Genomic DNA, 17500 nt, shown 5'->3' with positions numbered 1-17500 from the left:
AGTGAGCACCCACGACCTTCCCCTCGCCGAGAGCGGCGGCTGCGGCGACGGCTGCGGCTGCGGCGCAGACATGGACGAGGCGTACATGGAGTGCGGCCTCGATCCCGCTCTCGCCCAGCTCCTCGTCGACGCCGGTCTCGACCCCATGGAGGTCGAGGACATCGCGAACGTGGCGATCCAGGAGGACCTCGACCACGGCGTGGACGTGACGACGGTCGCGACCATCCCCGAGGACGCCGTCTCCACCGGCGACTTCACCGCCCGGGACGCGGGCGTCGTCGCGGGCCTCCGGGTCGCCGAGGCCGTCCTGTCCGTGGTCTGCACCGACGAGTTCGAGGTCGAGCGGCACGTCGAGGACGGCGACGTGGTCGAGGCCGGCCAGAAGCTGCTGAGCGTCACCACGCGCACCCGCGACCTGCTGACGGCCGAACGCAGCGCCCTCAACCTCCTGTGCCGGCTGTCCGGCATCGCGACCGCCACGCGCGCGTGGGCGGACGCCCTGGAGGGCACCGAGGCGCGGGTGCGGGACACCCGCAAGACCACGCCGGGCCTGCGCTCCCTGGAGAAGTTCGCGGTGCGCTGCGGCGGCGGCGTCAACCACCGCATGTCGCTGTCCGACGCGGCGCTGGTCAAGGACAACCACGTGGTCGCCGCCGGCGGCGTGGCCGAGGCGTTCAAGGCCGTACGGGAGATGTTCCCGGAGGTCCCGGTCGAGGTCGAGGTCGACACCCTGCACCAGCTGCGCGACGTCGTGGACGCGGGCGCCGACCTGATCCTGCTGGACAACTTCACGCCCGTGGAGTGCGAGGAGGCGGTCGCCCTCGTCGCCGGCCGCGCCCTGCTCGAGGCGTCCGGCCGCCTCACCCTCGAAAACGCCGAGGCCTACGCGAAGACGGGCGTCGACTTCCTGGCGGTGGGCGCGCTCACGCACTCCTCCCCGATCCTCGACATCGGCCTCGACCTGCGAGCGGCGGAGTAACCCCGGCCATGCTGCTGACCATCGACGTGGGCAACACCCACACGGTCCTCGGTCTCTTCGACGGCGAGGAGATCGTCGAGCACTGGCGCATCTCCACCGACTCGCGCCGCACCGCCGACGAACTCGCCGTGCTGTTGCAGGGCCTCATGGGCATGCACCCGCTGCTCGGCGAGGAACTCGGCGACGGCATCGACGGCATCGCGATCTGCGCCACCGTGCCGTCCGTGCTGCACGAGCTGCGCGAGGTGACGCGGCGCTACTACGGAGACGTCCCCGCCGTCCTCGTCGAACCCGGCGTCAAGACGGGCGTGCCGATCCTCACGGACAACCCCAAGGAGGTCGGCGCCGACCGGATCATCAACGCCGTGGCGGCCGTCGAGCTGTACGGGGGACCGGCGATCGTCGTCGACTTCGGTACCGCGACCACCTTCGACGCGGTCAGCGCGCGGGGCGAGTACGTCGGCGGCGTCATCGCCCCCGGCATCGAGATCTCCGTCGACGCGCTCGGCGTCAAGGGCGCGCAGCTGCGGAAGATCGAGGTGGCCCGGCCGCGCGCGGTGATCGGCAAGAACACCGTCGAGGCGATGCAGTCCGGCATCATCTACGGCTTCGCCGGCCAGGTCGACGGCGTCGTGAACCGGATGGCGCGCGAGCTCGCCGACGACCCCGAGGACGTCACCGTCATCGCCACCGGCGGACTGGCCCCGATGGTCCTCGGCGAGTCCTCGGTGATCGACGAGCACGAGCCGTGGCTGACGCTGATCGGGCTGCGCCTGGTCTACGAGCGGAACGTCTCCCGCAGCTAGGGCGGCACGGCCGCCTCTGATTTGCGTGGAATTCATACAACCTTCTGGTGGGGTTCAGGGTCATTGCGGGTGCCTCGGGGCGCCCCGGGGCCCTGGACCACCAGAGGGAGTTCGGATGAGATTAGTTCCGGCCGCGACCAGAACCGTCGGCAGGAGGTGGGCCCGGTCCGCCGTGTGCGCCCTCGCCGCGGCGACGGCCCTGACGGGCCTGTCCACCGGACCGGCGGCGGGAGCGCCCACGCCGCCGGCCGGCATCCGTGTGGTGCTGGAGAGTCCGGCGACCGCGGAGGCCCTCCCGTACGAGTCCTACGGACTTCCGATGGACGTGTGGGTGCGCAACATGGGGACGGCGACGCTCGACTCGTACAAGCTCACCGTCGATGCCACCTCGCTCAAGGGCATCGCCGATGTGACGGCGTGCTGGAAGCCGGCGGACCCCGTCCGGGTCTGCGACTCCGAGGGGACCGTCCCGTCCGACTGGGGCCGCGTCCACAAGATCGATCTGCGGCGCGCGAAGAACGCGGCGGTCGGTGCCTCGGGCGAGATCCGCATGACCGTCGAGTCGCACGGGGTACAGCTCGCGACGCGGACGATCAAGGTGACGGTTCCCGACCCGGGCGTGGTCCTCGACCGGCTGGAGCGCACGCCCGGCGGCGGGAAGGTGAAGCCGAAAACCTCCATGAAGGTGACGAGCGGGTTCACGAACTACGGTGCCACCGCGAAGGACTCCGTCGGTCTCCGCCTGCGCTACAGCGGCGTGACACCCGACGAGGAGTTCAGCAACTGCGAGTACTCGACCTCCTACGGCACCGCGTCCGGCGGCGGCACGGTCTCCTGCGTCTTCGAGGGGTCGTTCGCCGTCGGCGGATCGTACGACCTGGACCTGGGCTCGGTGACCGCCGACACCGCGGAGCTGGAGGGATCCCTCGCGGTCTCGTACGGGAAGGCGGAGTACGACTGGGACGGCGAGGCCCACCACCGCGGCACCGGCCGTGAGTTGAGGCCGACGCCCCGGCCCGCCTCCGCGCCCCCGGGGGAGCCGCAGGAGCGAGGGGTCACGAGCTTCCGGATCGACAACACCGCGGACCTCCAGGCCGTGGGGGCCACCGTGCGGCAGGAGAAGGCCGGGGATCCGGTGAGGTTCACGGTGGGGGTGCGCAACAACGGTCCCGCCGGGATGCTCGCCTGGACCGGCAGCGAACCGGGCGAGGACCCGCCCTACGAGACCCGCGTCTACATCCCGGCCGGGACGGAGGCGGTCACCACTCCCAAGGCCTGCCACGAGTTCACGAAGCACGGCGTCCTCGACTACTACGAGTGCCACGGGGACGTCGACGACTACTGGATCGACCCGGGCCAGTACACGAAGTGGGACTTCGACCTGCGCGTCGTCGACCCCGCCGAGCTGAAGCCGGGCCGGATCACGGTGGACCGGCTGCCGGTCGATCCCGACAAGACCAACAACACCGCGGCGATCGTCGTCCGCACCCCGGGCCACGACTCGGGCACGGGCGGTACGAGCGGCGGTTCGGCGGGCTCCGGCAGCACATCCGGAGGCAGCGGCAGCGGAAACGGCGGCACAAACGGCGGCACAAACGGCGGTGGCGGCGGCAGCACCACCACCACGACGACGGGCGGTACCGGGAGCGGCAGCATGGCCGCGACGGGCGCGGGCGTGCCGGTGACGTTCGCGGCCGGGGCGTCGGTGCTGGCCCTGCTCCTGGGCGGCGGCCTGTTCCTCGGTCTGCGTCGTCGGGCGACGCGCTGAGCACCGGGCTGTCGTGATCTGACTCCCTCGGGCCCTTCCTCCGGACCTCCCCGGTCCGGAGGAAGGGCCCGAGCCGCGCCACAAGAATTACATTCTGCTGATTCTTCGCATTTGGTGCGTATCGTCACTTTCATGCCCACGCCCTACGGATCCCACGGCGGTATGGCGTTCGGCGCGGAGGAGCTGCGCGTGCTCCGCCGTGCCCTCGCCCTCGCCCTGCACCCCAGCCCGGTCTCCGCCGAGGACGTCCAGGACTGCCTCCGCCTCGCCGAGTCCGTCGACGAGGCGGCCCGCGAGGGGGCCAGACTCCGGGCCTTCCTGCTGGCCGACCTCGTCCGCTACCGGGCCGCGCTGCCGGGCACCGCGGCCGGCTACTTCGCCCTCCTGGAGGAGGTCCTCGCCTCCGGCTACCGGCCGGATCCCGACGACCTCGCCGCGCTCCGCGCACTGCGCGGCAACCCCGTCGCGGCGGCCCTCCTGGACCGCTGCCGGGTCCTCGCCGAGCAGGACGTGCGCGCCCGGCTCGCGGGCCGCGCGGTCGCCTCGGTGCCCCCGTCCCGCACCCGGCTGCTGGCCCTGCCCGGGGGCCGTGCCGCCGAGGAGCCCGACCGGAAGACCGAGCCGACCCCGCGGCCCCAGCCGCCGGCCAGGACGCCCCGCCCGGACCGGCCCGTCCCCACTCCGGGCGAGGTCTTCCCGCCGAGGCGCAAACCGGGACCGCCTCCGGCCGACCCGGCGCAGCGGCTCGCGGCGGGCTAGCTACTCTGGGGGCATGGACTACGTCTCCGCGCTCGTGCCCCCGGTAGTGATGGCCGTGTTCTTCATCGGGCTCATCGTGACGATCGTGAGGAGTCAGGGCGGGGCCAACAAGGCCAAGGAGGACGGGGTCGTCGACGCCGCCCTCGCGCGCGTGGAGGCCGCCCAGCAGGCCTCGTCCCCCAAGGACGCCGGGGCCTGAGCCCCGGTCGGCCCCGCGCCCGCGCCGGCCCCCTCCCGCGTACGGCCGCCGCCTCCCGCGTGCGGCCGTCCCGGCCCGGACCGCGCCGCCACCGGCGTACGACTCGGACGTTTCCCACGTCCTTCGAGTCGTACGCCCTTTTTGTTGGCCATCTCCCACTATTGTTCTGAACTGTGCCTCGCCCATTGGGAGAACTCGAAGACGCGGTCATGACGCGGGTGTGGAAGTGGAACCGCCCGGTGACCGTTCGGGAAGTCCTGGAAGACCTTCAACGGGAACGGTCCATCGCCTACACCACCGTGATGACCGTTTTGGACAATCTCCATCAGAAGGGCTGGGTGCGCCGCGAAGCGGAAGGCCGGGCCTATCGATATGAGGCGGTCTCCACACGGGCCGCCTACTCGGCGGCGCTGATGAACGACGCCTGGTCGCAGAGCGACAACCCCGCGGCCGCTCTCGTCGCCTTCTTCGGGATGATGAGCGAGGAACAGCGGGTGGCGCTCAGGGATGCCGTACGCATCGTGCAAGGGCCGGAACCGCAAGTCTCCGAACCTGTCGAAAGACCGTCGGCGCCCGGGCCCTCCGAGGAGAACCCCGCCGCCGACGGGGACGCCTCCGGGCGATAGCGTCCGCTCATGTCAGCAGAGCATCCCGCGGAGGTTCCGGCAGAGCTTCCGGCGGAGCATCCCGAAGTCACCGCAAAAGCCGTCACCGTCCGGCGGGCCAGGACCAGCGATGTCGCGGCCGTGCGCCGACTCCTCGACGCGAACGTGCGCCGCCGTATCCTGCTCGACAAAGCCACCGTCACCCTTTACGAGGACATCCAGGAGTTCTGGGTCGCGGAACGCGACGACAACGCCGAGGTGGTCGGCTGCGGCGCGCTGCACGTGATGTGGGAAGACCTCGCCGAAGTCCGCACTCTCGCGGTGAACCCCACGGTCAAGGGCATGGGCGTCGGTCACCAGTTGCTGGAGAAGTTGCTCCAGACCGCCCGCTGGCTCGGTGTTCGACGGGTTTTCTGTCTGACCTTCGAAGTCGGCTTCTTCGCGAAGCACGGCTTCGTGGAGATCGGCGAGACACCCGTCGACACCGATGTGTACGCCGAGCTCCTGCGTTCCTATGACGAGGGCGTCGCGGAGTTCCTCGGTCTCGAACGAGTGAAACCGAACACCTTGGGCAACAGCCGGATGCTTCTGCATCTGTGATCGCGGCCAGCTATTCCGGCGGAGTGCGATGCCCGCGTTCCCTATGTCCGAAACGCGCACGTTTCCGGGCGGGCGGAGTCCCGTGAGTCTCCGCCAGGGGTTTGTGTTTTTCCGGCAAAAGCGGTTTGCTTTCCGACGTACTGCAGTACTGCATATAACAAGGGACGGCGAAACGGCGGACGCCGCGGGGCCCTCCTTGCCCTGAAGTTATCGATGAAAGGAAATCCGGTGGCACAGAAGGTTCAGGTCCTTCTTGTCGACGACCTCGACGGTGGCGAGGCGGACGAGACCGTGACGTTCGCGCTGGACGGCAAGACGTACGAAATCGATCTCACGACCGCCAATGCGGACAAGCTCCGTGGTCTTCTCGACCCCTACGTCAAGGGCGGCCGTCGTACCGGAGGCCGTGCTTCGGGCGGACGCGGAAAGGCCCGCGTCGCTTCCGGCGGCAGCCAGGACACCGCTCAGATCCGCGCCTGGGCGAAGGAGAACAACCTGGAGGTCAACGACCGCGGCCGCGTTCCCGCGTCCATCCGCGAGGCCTACGAGAAGGCCAACGGCTGAGCGCACGCCCGCCGCAGCCGCACGCGGTGGCACTGCGTCGCCATCGTCTGCACCAGCCGTACGAGATCGGGGGCGTTCCCGACGCCCCCGCCGCCCAGCGCCGACAGCGTCGGCAGCGCCGGTTCCACCTCGCGGCCGGGCTCAGGGGGCCGCAGCCAGCGGGCGGCCCCTCGTGGGTCCCGCCGTGTTCGCGGACCGGCGGGCGGCCGCTCCCCGGAGCGGGGCCCCGGACGGCCTTCGGGCCGGTCCCCGGGCCGGGTCCCGCACCCGCCCGACGGCGGGGCGAAGGGGCCCGGCGACGCCGGGGCCCCGGGATCCGGCACCACCGGGACGCCGGTGTCCGGCGGCGGGGGAGCCTCGACGCTCCCGCCCGCGCCGATCGCCGTGAGATCCAGCGCGAGAGCGCCCCACTCCAGCCAGTCGAGCAGCCCCGGCAGCTCCTCCGCGCTCCCCGCGGCCACCAGCAGCCGCATCCGCTCCCCGTGCAGAGCCACCGGGGACGCCGGCCCCAGATGCCGCAGCGCCGGGAACCCCGCCTCCGCCGGCACCTCCAGGACGTCGAAGCGCAGCCCCGTGACCAGCCGCACCGGCGATCCGGGCACTGCCGTCCAGCCCAGTTCGTTCTCGTACCACCGGCACACCGGATCGGCCGGATCACCCGGATCGAAAGGCCGACGAGGGACAGGGACGGCGGGAACCATGCAAGGAGCAACAGCGGGAAGACCCCCGGAGTTACGCTGGGCGTTTCCGTGAACGCGAAGAGTTCCGGAAAAAGGGGCGCGAGGAAGCGTTCGGCCGGGCATCGGTGTTCGCCCGTAGCTGAGGGAACCGGTGCGCGCGGCATGGACTGTCGGTGCGTGCGGGTAAGACATGCCTAGTGGGAGAGGCGACACGCAGGACTCGGGCATCTCACGTTCGCCATCGGCGTACAGCGGGAGAGGGTATCTGCCTGGCCTGCGGGAACATCGTCTCGCACCATCAGGTTGGAGCAGATGTCGGCGTTCGGGGTCAGGAGGCCAAGGACGGTGTCGGCAGTTGGAATGAGCGGTCCCCGCTTGCGGGACTAAGCTGCGGAAGGACAGGGAGGGGAGCGTCCCCTTACTGCCTGACCGCTCTGAGGAGCGATTAACGATGTTCGAGAGGTTCACCGACCGCGCGCGGCGGGTTGTCGTCCTGGCTCAGGAAGAAGCCCGGATGCTCAACCACAACTACATCGGCACCGAGCACATCCTCCTGGGCCTGATCCACGAGGGTGAGGGTGTCGCCGCTAAGGCCCTGGAGAGCCTCGGGATTTCGCTCGAGGCGGTCCGCCAGCAGGTGGAGGAGATCATCGGCCAGGGCCAGCAGGCCCCCTCCGGCCACATCCCCTTCACCCCCCGTGCCAAGAAGGTCCTGGAGCTGTCGCTCCGCGAGGCCCTTCAGCTGGGCCACAACTACATCGGCACGGAGCACATCCTGCTCGGCCTGATCCGTGAGGGCGAGGGCGTCGCCGCCCAGGTCCTGGTCAAGCTGGGCGCAGACCTCAACCGGGTGCGGCAGCAGGTGATCCAGCTGCTCTCCGGCTACCAGGGCAAGGAGACCGCCACCGCCGGCGGTCCTGCCGAGGGCACCCCCTCCACGTCCCTGGTCCTCGACCAGTTCGGCCGGAACCTCACCCAGGCCGCTCGTGAGTCCAAGCTCGACCCGGTCATCGGGCGCGAGAAGGAGATCGAGCGGGTCATGCAGGTGCTGTCCCGCCGTACGAAGAACAACCCGGTGCTCATCGGTGAGCCCGGCGTCGGCAAGACCGCCGTCGTCGAGGGACTCGCCCAGGCCATCGTCAAGGGCGAGGTGCCCGAGACCCTCAAGGACAAGCACCTCTACACCCTCGACCTCGGCGCGCTGGTCGCCGGCTCCCGCTACCGCGGTGACTTCGAGGAGCGCCTGAAGAAGGTCCTCAAGGAGATCCGCACCCGCGGCGACATCATCCTGTTCATCGACGAGCTGCACACGCTGGTCGGTGCGGGTGCCGCCGAGGGCGCCATCGACGCCGCTTCGATCCTGAAGCCGATGCTGGCCCGCGGTGAGCTCCAGACCATCGGCGCGACCACCCTGGACGAGTACCGCAAGCACCTCGAGAAGGACGCGGCCCTCGAGCGCCGCTTCCAGCCGATCCAGGTGGCGGAGCCTTCCCTCCCCCACACGATCGAGATCCTCAAGGGTCTGCGCGACCGGTACGAGGCCCACCACCGTGTGTCCATCACGGACGAGGCCCTGGTGCAGGCGGCGACGCTCGCCGACCGGTACATCTCGGACCGCTTCCTCCCCGACAAGGCGATCGACCTGATCGACGAGGCGGGCTCCCGGATGCGCATCCGCCGGATGACCGCGCCGCCGGACCTCCGCGAGTTCGACGAGAAGATCGCGGGCGTGCGCCGCGACAAGGAGTCGGCCATCGACTCCCAGGACTTCGAGAAGGCGGCCTCTCTCCGCGACAAGGAGAAGCAGCTGCTGGCGGCGAAGGCCAAGCGCGAGAAGGAGTGGAAGGCCGGCGACATGGACGTCGTGGCCGAGGTCGACGGCGAGCTGATCGCCGAGGTCCTGGCCACCGCCACCGGCATCCCGGTCTTCAAGCTGACGGAGGAGGAGTCCTCGCGTCTGCTGCGCATGGAGGACGAGCTCCACAAGCGGGTCATCGGCCAGAAGGACGCCATCAAGGCGCTCTCGCAGGCGATCCGCCGTACGCGAGCGGGTCTGAAGGACCCGAAGCGTCCCGGTGGTTCCTTCATCTTCGCCGGCCCTTCGGGTGTCGGTAAGACGGAGCTGTCGAAGACCCTCGCGGAGTTCCTCTTCGGTGACGAGGACGCGCTGATCTCCCTCGACATGTCGGAGTTCAGCGAGAAGCACACGGTCTCGCGTCTCTTCGGTTCGCCCCCCGGCTACGTGGGCTACGAAGAGGGCGGCCAGCTGACCGAGAAGGTCCGCCGCAAGCCGTTCTCCGTCGTCCTCTTCGACGAGGTCGAGAAGGCGCACCCGGACATCTTCAACTCGCTGCTGCAGATCCTGGAGGACGGTCGTCTGACCGACTCCCAGGGCCGGGTCGTGGACTTCAAGAACACGGTCATCATCATGACGACCAACCTCGGCACCCGGGACATCTCCAAGGGCTTCAACCTCGGCTTCGCGGCCGTGGGCGACGTCAAGACGAACTACGACCGGATGAAGGCCAAGGTCAACGAGGAGCTGAAGCAGCACTTCCGCCCCGAGTTCCTGAACCGTGTCGACGACACGGTGGTCTTCCACCAGCTCACCGAGGAAGACATCATCCAGATCGTCGACCTCATGATCGCCAAGGTCGACGAGCGGCTGAAGGACCGGGACATGGGCATCGAGCTCAGCCCGACCGCCAAGTCGCTCCTCGCGAAGAAGGGCTACGACCCCGTCCTGGGCGCCCGGCCGCTGCGCCGGACCATCCAGCGCGAGATCGAGGACGTCCTCTCGGAGAAGATCCTCTTCGGCGAGCTCCGTCCGGGCCACATCGTGGTCGTCGACACGGAGGGCGAGGGCGAGGCCAAGACCTTCACCTTCCGGGGTGAGGAGAAGTCGGCGCTCCCCGACGTCCCGCCGATCGAGCAGGCCGCCGGCGGTGCCGGTCCCAACCTGAGCAAGGAGGCGTGACCTCCGGGTCCGCCTGAAAAGGGGCTGCCCCGGGACTCCGGTCCCGGGGCAGCCCCTTTTCCCGTCCGCGCGCGGGACTGTCCGCGCGGGAGTCATAGAACGCTCTGCGTCGTGGTCGCGGTGTGTTCACCCGGCAATTGACCCGAGAGATGTTCCGGCACGCCTCCGGTGTCGAAATCGAGGACGAAATCGACCGTCCGCAGATTCGGCAGCAGGGCCCTCAGCCGGGAAAGGTCCTCGTCCCCCGCCAGTTTCCTCAGTGTGGCGTGCTCCAGCGAGGCGAGGGCGAGGAGCCGTACCCGGGTCGCGGCCGCCCCGTCGAGCCGTGGTGCCGCGTCGGTCATGGAGCCCAGCAGTTCGGCCCGTTCGCGCGGCCGGGCGTGGGCGGCGGCCATCCGGATCACGTCCGCCCACTGGGACTCCCCGGCGTTGCGCACCAGCAGCCCGAAGTCCCCGTCCTCCACGGCCGCCTTGGCGCCCAGGTAGTCCTGGAAGGTGCGGTGGACGAACTCCACCGTGCCCGGGGTGGGTTCACGCAGGAGGCCGCTGCGGACGACGAGGTGGCGCAGGATCTGTGAGGCGTCGCCCTGCCGGGCGGCGGCCGGGAGGGAGGGCAGGACGTCGGCGACGATGCGTTCGGCGCGCTCCCGGTCCACCTCGACCCGGTTGTTGCGGACGAGCCAGTAGGCGAGCCGCTGTAGCAGCTGGATCTGCGGGAGTTCGGTGAGCCGGACGCCGTCGTGACCGCTCGCGCCGGTGAACATGTCGCGCTCCTCGTCGCGGCGCGAGAGCAGCATGGAGAGCGCGGCGTCGTACAACTCCTGTCCGCCGTGCGGCAGATAGCCCCGCCGGTCGCGGTGCAGCGCGCAGATCAGGCCGCACATCAGGGGGTTGGTGGCGAGGCGGCCGAGGTCCGGCTTGGTGCGGACGGCGTCGAGGAGGGAACGCTCGTAGCCGTCGAGGAGGTCCGTGTCGGAGGCGTCCGGGCGTGCCGCGGCGTGCCGGCGGCGGATGAACGCGGCCACGTCGTCGCCGGTCATCGGCGAGAGCACGATCTCGGTGAAGCCGTCGGGCGCGAGCCAGTCCTCCCGTACGGCCGAGGGACGGGACGTGACCAGCCACTGGTTGCCGGGGTGGGCGTCGAGGAGCTCGCGCAGCCGGCGGCGGGTGTGTTCGCGGTCACGTTCGGGGATCTCGTCGAGTCCGTCGATCAGCAGCAGGCCGCGGCCGTGGCGCAGCACCCTGTCGGCCCAGCCGTCCGGCTGGGTGGAGTGGAAGGGGACGCGGACGGCGGACAGGAACGCGTCGGGGGCCGGGAGGCCGTCGGGACGGCGGACGAGGGCGCGCAGCGGGAGGACGAAGGGGATGCGGTCCCCCCGCTCTCCGCGGGCCGCGGTCACCGCCAGCCACTGCACGAGCACGGTCTTGCCGGAGCCGGCCACACCGCGCAGGAGGACGAGGTCCTGTTCCGACAGGGCCTGTTCGGCGGGAAGCGGGGTGCCGGCCGCGGCGGCGGGCACCCCTCCGGGCACGGCGGTCTGTTCGTCGTCCCCGGGGCGCAGGGCCCGGAGGCTGAGGTAGGCGGCGTCGAGGGGCCGGCGCTCCGGTGAGTTGACGAGGTCGATGCCGTAGATGGTGAGGTGACCGTGCCGGGTGGCCGCGTGGGCGAGGTGGCGCTGCTCGAAGGCCTGGTCGGTGCCGCCCGCCATGGGGGTGCGCGCGATCAGTTCGTCCACCTTGGCGATCGGCTCGCGCTGTCTGCGGCTCTGCTCCACGAGGGTGCGGGGGACAGACGTCGAGCGCTGGGTGAAGAAGTGCAGGATGTGGAGGCAGGCGGTGTCGAGCAGCCCCTAGTGGAACACGGTCGCGTCGAGGGACAGGTCCCGGTCGGGGTTCCCGGCGGCGGCGCGCAGCCGCCGGGCGAGCGCCCGGTGGCCGAGCTCCACCGCTTGGACGTCCGTCATGGTGAGGTCGCCCAGGGCGTGCAGCGTCGTACCGAGGGCGTGTCTGACAGCCGGTCGGCACAGTCGCGCCGTGGGACGTCCGTGAAGGGCCGGCCGGTTCCCCAAGGCCCTTGAAAACAGGGGCCGGAGCGTAGCCCGCGTCACATTCCGGGGGTCTCGGATCCGGCGCCCCGGTGACATGACGCACAGGCCTCCCGGACGGTACTAGGGCGGATAGTGGACATGCGAAAACGGACAAAAAGGACCCTCGCTCCAGGGTGGGGAGGGGTGGTGGCGGGTCGGCCGGATCGATGGGCCGGGGGATGTTTGGCAAGGGGTGTACGGGTTTGAAGTGGGGTTAAACCCTGTTTTCCGGGCCAAACGGACAAGATCCCCTGCCGGATGTCCGAGGTGTCAAGGTTCGGGAAGCTTTGCGGTGAAGTACTACTTAGCACCGTAGATAGGGGGTTTGAGTGTGGCTGGGGGGCCGGGTTACCAATGAATGGCCCGCTCGGTGGCCAGCACCGCACCGGAGTGGTTGTTCCAAGCCCCCGTCCCCGTTCTCACGAGGTATTCATGTCGAAGCGCGTCACGTCCCGCAAGTCCCTCACGTCCCTGGTCCGCACTCGGGCGGCCGTTCTGACCGTCGGCCTGGGCGCCTCGGTCGTACTGGGCGCAGGGGTCGCGACCGCCGCCGAAACGGGCGTCAGCAGCAGCGCCACCGTGGCCAACGCGGTGCAGACCCAGGCGGCCGCTCAGGCCAAGGCCGCCGCCACCAAGGCCACCGTCGCCAAGAAGGCCGCCGCGAAGAAGAAGGCCGCCTCCTGGGTCGACCCGGTCGCGAAGTACTCCCTGTCCGCCAGCTTCAACCAGGCCGGCGGCATGTGGGCCCACAAGCACTCCGGCCAGGACTTCGCCGTCCCGCAGGGCACCAACGTCATGGCCGCCCACGGCGGCACCGTCGTCAAGGCGGGCCCCAACGGCGCCGGTGACGGTCCGGCGTACGGCAACGCCGTCGTCATCAAGCACGCCAACGGCACGTACTCGCAGTACGCCCACCTGTCGCGCATCGACGTGCACGTCGGTCAGGTCGTCGCCACCGGTCAGCACATAGCCCTGTCCGGCAACACCGGCAACTCCAGTGGCCCGCACCTGCACTTCGAGATCCGTACGACCCCGAACTACGGCTCGGCCGTCAACCCGGTGGCGTTCCTGCACAGCATGGGTGTCACCGTCTGACCCACCCCCGCACCGGTGATCCGGTGTGCGGCCCCGGCGTGAAGTGCCGGAGCGGAACGGGCGATCGAGCCCCGGCGCCGGAAGAGGCGCCGGAGCTCGACGCCTGTGCGCGGAGCGGACGTCGGCGGCACCGCCTTCGCGAGCCGGTGCGGAGGCCGGGCGGCTGCGGCCGGGCGGCCCGCGACCGGCGTCGGCCGACTCCCCTTCCGCGGACCGGAGCCTGCGGGGACCGGAGCCGGTGTCGACCGGTCCGGCGCCGGCGGTTCGGCCCCGACCGGGCTGGTGTCGACCGGTCCGGCCCTGAGGCTTCGGGATCCGGCGGCTAGGAGGCTCCGCCCCCGTGGCCCGCCGCGCCTCCGTGAGCCTGTGTCACCAGATCGATGGCGACCTCCAGGACGGCCTTGCGCTTGTCCTCGGGGTCGCCTTCCACGTCCTTGAGGACGAACATGCCGGCGTGCATCGTGAAGAGCGCGCTGATGCAGCGGACCTGGTCGGTCAGCGCCGCCTCGGGCTCCTTGATGATCTCCAGCATGCTGATCATGCGGTCCTTGAAGGTCTCGCCGACGCTCAGCTCGCGCACCGTCGCCTGGTTCTCCTGCATGAAGCGGAAGAGCGGCGACGCGCCGCCGAGGGCGTTGCTGTAGCGGCGCAGGACCTCCTGCTTGGTCTCCAGGTTGTGCGGCTGCTGCCTGCCCCACTCGATCAGCTCGTCGAGCGGCCGGGTCAGATCCTCGAAGATGCTGATGAGGATCTCTTCCTTGGTCTTGAAGTGGTAGTAGAGCGCCGCTTTGGTCACGTCGAGGTGTTCGGCGATCTCACGCAGCGAGGTCTTCTCGTAGCCCTGCTCGGAGAAGAGTTCGAGGGCTACGTCCTGGATGCGCTGCCGGGTGTCGCCCCGGCGCTGCCGCTTGGTGCCGTCCATGGTGCCGCCCATCTTCGTATGCCTCGCGCTCCCTTGAAACTTACCTGTCGACAGGCAGGTGAAGCTAGTCCTACTTACTTGACGCCCGGCTAGTTGAGGGCTATTTTCCTGAGTGTAGCCAGCTTGCCGGTCGACAAGTAAGTACCGGACGGCGGCAGGGAATTCCAGGGGAGTGGAAACGATGGCGGACGAGACGAAAGCGGCCGAGCCGGCCGTGGAGCAGGCCGGGAAACCGGCCGAGGGCGAGAAGCAGCAGCGGAGCGTACGCGTCGTCCTGATGGCGCTCATGATCACCATGATGCTCGCGATGCTGGACAACATGATCGTGGGCACCGCGATGCCCACGATCGTCGGCGAGCTGGGCGGCCTGGAGCACCTGTCCTGGGTGGTCACCGCCTACACCCTCGCCACCGCGGCCTCCACCCCGATCTGGGGCAAGGTCGGCGACATGTACGGGCGCAAGGGCGCCTTCATGACCTCGATCGTGATCTTCCTGATCGGCTCCGCGCTCAGCGGCATGGCCCAGGACATGGGCCAGCTCATCGGCTTCCGCGCCATCCAGGGCCTGGGCGCCGGCGGTCTGATGGTCGGCGTCATGGCGATCATCGGTGACCTCATTCCGCCCCGCGAGCGCGGCAAGTACCAGGGCATGATGGCCGGCGTGATGGCCTTCGCCATGATCCTCGGCCCGCTGGTCGGCGGCAGCATCACCGACCACTGGGGCTGGCGCTGGTCCTTCTACATCAACCTGCCGCTCGGCGTCGTCGCCCTCCTCGCGGTCAGCGCCGTGCTGCACCTGCCGAAGAAGCGCGTCCAGGCGAAGATCGACTACCTGGGTGCCGGCCTCCTGGCCCTCGGCATCTCCTCCATCGTGCTCGTCACCACCTGGGGCGGCACCGAGTACGCCTGGGGCTCCGCGCGGATCATGGAGCTGATCGGGATCGGCGTCGCCGCCCTCGTCGGCTTCGTCTACTGGCAGACCAAGGCCGCCGCGCCGGTCATTCCGCTGCACATCTTCCGCAGCCGCAACTTCACCCTGATGTCCACGATCGGCTTCATCACCGGCTTCGTGATGTTCGGCGCGGTCCTCTTCCTCCCGCTGTACCAGCAGGCCGTCCAGGGCGCCTCCGCCACCAACTCCGGTCTGCTGCTCCTGCCCATGCTCGGCGCCATGCTCGTCGTGTCGATGGTCGCCGGACGCGTCACCACCAACAGCGGCCGCTACAAGGTCTTCCCCCTCGTCGGCAGCGTGCTGATGATCATCGGCCTGTTCCTGCTCTCGCGGATGGACACCGAGACCACCAGGTTCACCTCCGGTCTCTACATGGCGGTGCTCGGCGCGGGCATGGGCTGCCTGATGCAGATCACGATGCTCGTCGCGCAGAACAGCGTCGAGATGAAGGACATGGGCGTCGCCTCCTCGTCCACGACCCTCTTCCGCACCCTCGGCTCGTCGTTCGGCGTCGCCATCATGGGCGCGCTGTTCAACCACCGGGTGCAGGACGTCATGGCCGAGCGGGCCGGGGCGCTGGGCTCCAAGCTGACCGAGCAGTCGGCGCAGCTCGACGCGGCCAGCCTGGCGAAGCTGCCCGCCGCGGCCCGGGACGCCTACCAGCACGCGGTGTCCTCCGGTACGCACTCCGCGTTCCTGCTCGGCTCCGCGATCGCCGTGCTCGCGCTGGTGGCGGCGGTGTTCGTGAAGGAGGTCCCGCTGAAGGGGGCGGGAGCCCCCAAGCCCGGCGAGGGCGAGGCGGCGGACGAGACGCCCCAGGTCGCGCTCGCCGAGCCGGTCTGACCTGATCGCGGGGCCGGTCCTCCCGGCCCCTCGACCCCTCACGACGAAGGCCCCCGGCGTTGTCCGCCCCGGGGGCCTTCTCCTGTGCGCGGTGACGGCCGCCGCCACGGCGGCGAGGCCCCGGCTACTTCCCGGGCGTCTGAAGCATCGGATAGCTCCCGGTGTTGGTCGGCGCGTGCTCCGGCAGCCACAGCACCGCGACCGCGCCCTCGGCGGGTATGTCGTGGGGGGCCCCGATGGGCCGTACGTTGCGGAAGGTCAGCCGGGCGCCGAGCACCCGGGCCTGGCCCGCGGCGATGGTGAGGCCGAGGCCGTGGCCGTCGCCCGCACGGTCGGTGCTGCCGGTGCGGAAGCGGCTCGGCCCCTCGGCGAGGAGCTTCTCGGGGAAACCCGGGCCGTGGTCGCGGACGCGGATGACACGGCCCTCGACGGTGACCTGGATGGGCGGCCTGCCGTGCCGGGCCGCGTTCGCGAGGAGGTTGAGCAGGACGCGCTCCAGCCGGCGCGGGTCCGTCGTGACCTCCGACTCGTGCACCACGCGCACCTCGACGTCCGCCCCCTTGGCGGCGATCCGCCGGGACACGAACTCGCCCAGCATGATGTCCTGCAACTCGGCCCGCTCGGAGGCCCCGTCGAGCCGGGCGACCTCCAGGACGTCCTCGACGAGCGTGCGCATGGCCTGCGCGCGGTCCCGCACGAGTTCGGTGGGGCGGCCGGGCGGCAGGAGTTCGGCCGCCGTGAGCAGTCCGGTCACCGGGGTGCGCAGTTCATGGGCGATGTCGGCGGTCACCCGGCGCTCGGCCTCCAGGCGCTGCTGGAGCGCGTCGGCCATGGCGTCCACGGCCCGCGCGAGGTCGTCGGTCTCGTCGAGCACGACACCGCCGATCGCGTCCCGCACCCGGACGTCCGGCTCGCCCTTGGCGACCCGGTTCGCCGCGGCCGCCGCCTTGCGCAGCCTGCGCGACAACTGGCCGCCTATGAGCACCCCGAGCGCGCTGCCGCCGAAGACGACCGCGATGGAGCCGATGATCAGCGCCTGGTCGAGGTCCTTCATCACGTCCGCGTTGCGGTCCGTGAAGCGCTCGTGCCAGGACAGCACCTGGCCGTTCCTGAGCGGTACGGCGGCCCAGATGTCCGGCACGCCGTTCGGGCTGTCGGAGACGTAGGTCGCCCGCCGTCCCTCGGAGACCTTCGCCATCAGGTCCGACGGAATGGAGGGATCGTCTATCTTCGCCCCGAACGGCGGCGGCCGGCCCGGCCCGTACATGCGCTGGGCGAGCTGGATGCGCTCGTCGGCCAGGTCGCGCGAGTTGTCCAGCATCGAGACGCGGGCGGCGTTGTGCACGACCAGGCTCAGCGCGACGGCGACCAGCGCGCCGACCAGGGCGATCGCCGTGCTGAGCTTCCAGCGGATGCCCGTGCGGATGCTCGTCCCCGAATCAGTGCCCCGGTCGATGCCGATGCCGATCCTCCGGCCCCTGACCCTGACCGCGCCGGGGCGCCTGCCCCCGCCGAGGATCTCGCTCCCGCCGGAACCGACGCCCGCGCGCGAACCGTCGCCCACATCGCCCCCCGCCTCCGCGCGTGCGCCCGGAACCCGTGCCCGCCCCGCGACCGGGGATCTCCCCGGGGCGGAGCGCCGAAACATTCCCCGCATGGCGTGC

14 protein-coding genes and 1 pseudogene are annotated in these 17500 nt (G+C 70.4%); 11 read left to right on the top strand and 4 right to left on the bottom strand.

The annotated features are described in order from the left end of the window. The first annotated feature begins 1 nt into the window (after position 1). The 8 genes from nadC (at position 2) to CW362_RS28210 (ending at position 6280) form a co-directional block, all read left to right on the top strand. Positions 2 to 979 (top strand): carboxylating nicotinate-nucleotide diphosphorylase, encoded by a 978-nt coding sequence (gene nadC / locus CW362_RS28245; protein ID WP_103552437.1) that lies wholly within the window; start codon positions 2 to 4, stop codon positions 977 to 979. 8 nt (positions 980 to 987) lie between these two features. Next, complete coding sequence (locus CW362_RS28240; protein ID WP_103552427.1) at positions 988 to 1785, top strand: type III pantothenate kinase; 798 nt, start codon at positions 988 to 990, stop codon at positions 1783 to 1785. Between the two features lie 115 nt (positions 1786 to 1900). Continuing rightward, positions 1901 to 3553 (top strand): hypothetical protein, encoded by a 1653-nt coding sequence (locus tag CW362_RS28235; protein ID WP_162684250.1) that lies wholly within the window; start codon positions 1901 to 1903, stop codon positions 3551 to 3553. 162 nt (positions 3554 to 3715) lie between these two features. Next, positions 3716 to 4312: a hypothetical protein gene (locus CW362_RS28230; protein WP_103552425.1), complete on the top strand. Its 597-nt coding sequence runs from the start codon at positions 3716 to 3718 to the stop codon at positions 4310 to 4312. Positions 4313 to 4325: 13 nt separating this feature from the next. Further along, positions 4326 to 4511, top strand: a complete 186-nt coding sequence (locus CW362_RS28225; RefSeq protein WP_103552424.1) for a hypothetical protein — start codon at positions 4326 to 4328, stop codon at positions 4509 to 4511. 173 nt (positions 4512 to 4684) lie between these two features. Next, positions 4685 to 5137 carry a BlaI/MecI/CopY family transcriptional regulator gene (locus tag CW362_RS28220; protein ID WP_103552423.1) on the top strand — a complete coding sequence of 151 codons (453 nt, stop codon included), beginning with the start codon at positions 4685 to 4687 and terminating at the stop codon, positions 5135 to 5137. A 9-nt stretch (positions 5138 to 5146) separates the two neighbouring features. Continuing rightward, positions 5147 to 5716 (top strand): amino-acid N-acetyltransferase, encoded by a 570-nt coding sequence (locus CW362_RS28215; protein WP_103552422.1) that lies wholly within the window; start codon positions 5147 to 5149, stop codon positions 5714 to 5716. A gap of 228 nt (positions 5717 to 5944) precedes the next feature. Beyond that, positions 5945 to 6280, top strand: a complete 336-nt coding sequence (locus CW362_RS28210; RefSeq protein ID WP_103552421.1) for a histone-like nucleoid-structuring protein Lsr2 — start codon at positions 5945 to 5947, stop codon at positions 6278 to 6280. Here the strand turns inward: CW362_RS28210 and CW362_RS28205 are convergent. Beyond that, the gene (locus CW362_RS28205; protein WP_103552420.1) at positions 6259 to 6981 is read right to left on the bottom strand and encodes an SCO3374 family protein; all 723 of its coding nucleotides are present in this window, start codon (positions 6979 to 6981) and stop codon (positions 6259 to 6261) included. The genes CW362_RS28210 and CW362_RS28205 overlap by 22 nt on opposite strands. Before the next feature lie 430 nt (positions 6982 to 7411). Between CW362_RS28205 and CW362_RS28195 the strand changes: the two genes are divergently transcribed. Then, positions 7412 to 9937 carry an ATP-dependent Clp protease ATP-binding subunit gene (locus CW362_RS28195; RefSeq protein ID WP_103552418.1) on the top strand — a complete coding sequence of 842 codons (2526 nt, stop codon included), beginning with the start codon at positions 7412 to 7414 and terminating at the stop codon, positions 9935 to 9937. 260 nt (positions 9938 to 10197) lie between these two features. On the opposite strand, the pseudogene CW362_RS28190 reads toward CW362_RS28195, so the two are convergent. Further along, a pseudogene (locus tag CW362_RS28190) lies at positions 10198 to 11955 on the bottom strand (NACHT domain-containing protein); the annotation flags it as partial. Between the two features lie 501 nt (positions 11956 to 12456). Between CW362_RS28190 and CW362_RS28185 the strand changes: the two are divergent. Then, complete coding sequence (locus CW362_RS28185) at positions 12457 to 13119, top strand: M23 family metallopeptidase (protein WP_103552417.1); 663 nt, start codon at positions 12457 to 12459, stop codon at positions 13117 to 13119. Positions 13120 to 13441: 322 nt separating this feature from the next. On the opposite strand, the gene CW362_RS28180 is transcribed toward CW362_RS28185, so the two are convergent. Continuing rightward, complete coding sequence (locus CW362_RS28180) at positions 13442 to 14053, bottom strand: TetR/AcrR family transcriptional regulator (protein ID WP_103552416.1); 612 nt, start codon at positions 14051 to 14053, stop codon at positions 13442 to 13444. Between the two features lie 169 nt (positions 14054 to 14222). Between CW362_RS28180 and CW362_RS28175 the strand changes: the two genes are divergently transcribed. Then, positions 14223 to 15836 (top strand): MDR family MFS transporter, encoded by a 1614-nt coding sequence (locus CW362_RS28175; RefSeq protein ID WP_103552415.1) that lies wholly within the window; start codon positions 14223 to 14225, stop codon positions 15834 to 15836. A gap of 124 nt (positions 15837 to 15960) precedes the next feature. Here the strand turns inward: CW362_RS28175 and cseC are convergent, their stop codons facing one another. Then, positions 15961 to 17493, bottom strand: coding sequence for a two-component system sensor histidine kinase CseC (gene cseC / locus CW362_RS28170; RefSeq protein WP_240658073.1), 1533 nt, complete (start codon positions 17491 to 17493; stop codon positions 15961 to 15963). Between the last annotated feature and the right edge of the window lie 7 nt (positions 17494 to 17500).

The organism is Streptomyces populi (assembly GCF_002911015.1).
In the GTDB taxonomy this organism is placed as follows: Bacteria; Actinomycetota; Actinomycetes; order Streptomycetales; family Streptomycetaceae; genus Streptomyces; species Streptomyces populi.
This window is presented reverse-complemented; position numbering and strand designations above follow the sequence as displayed.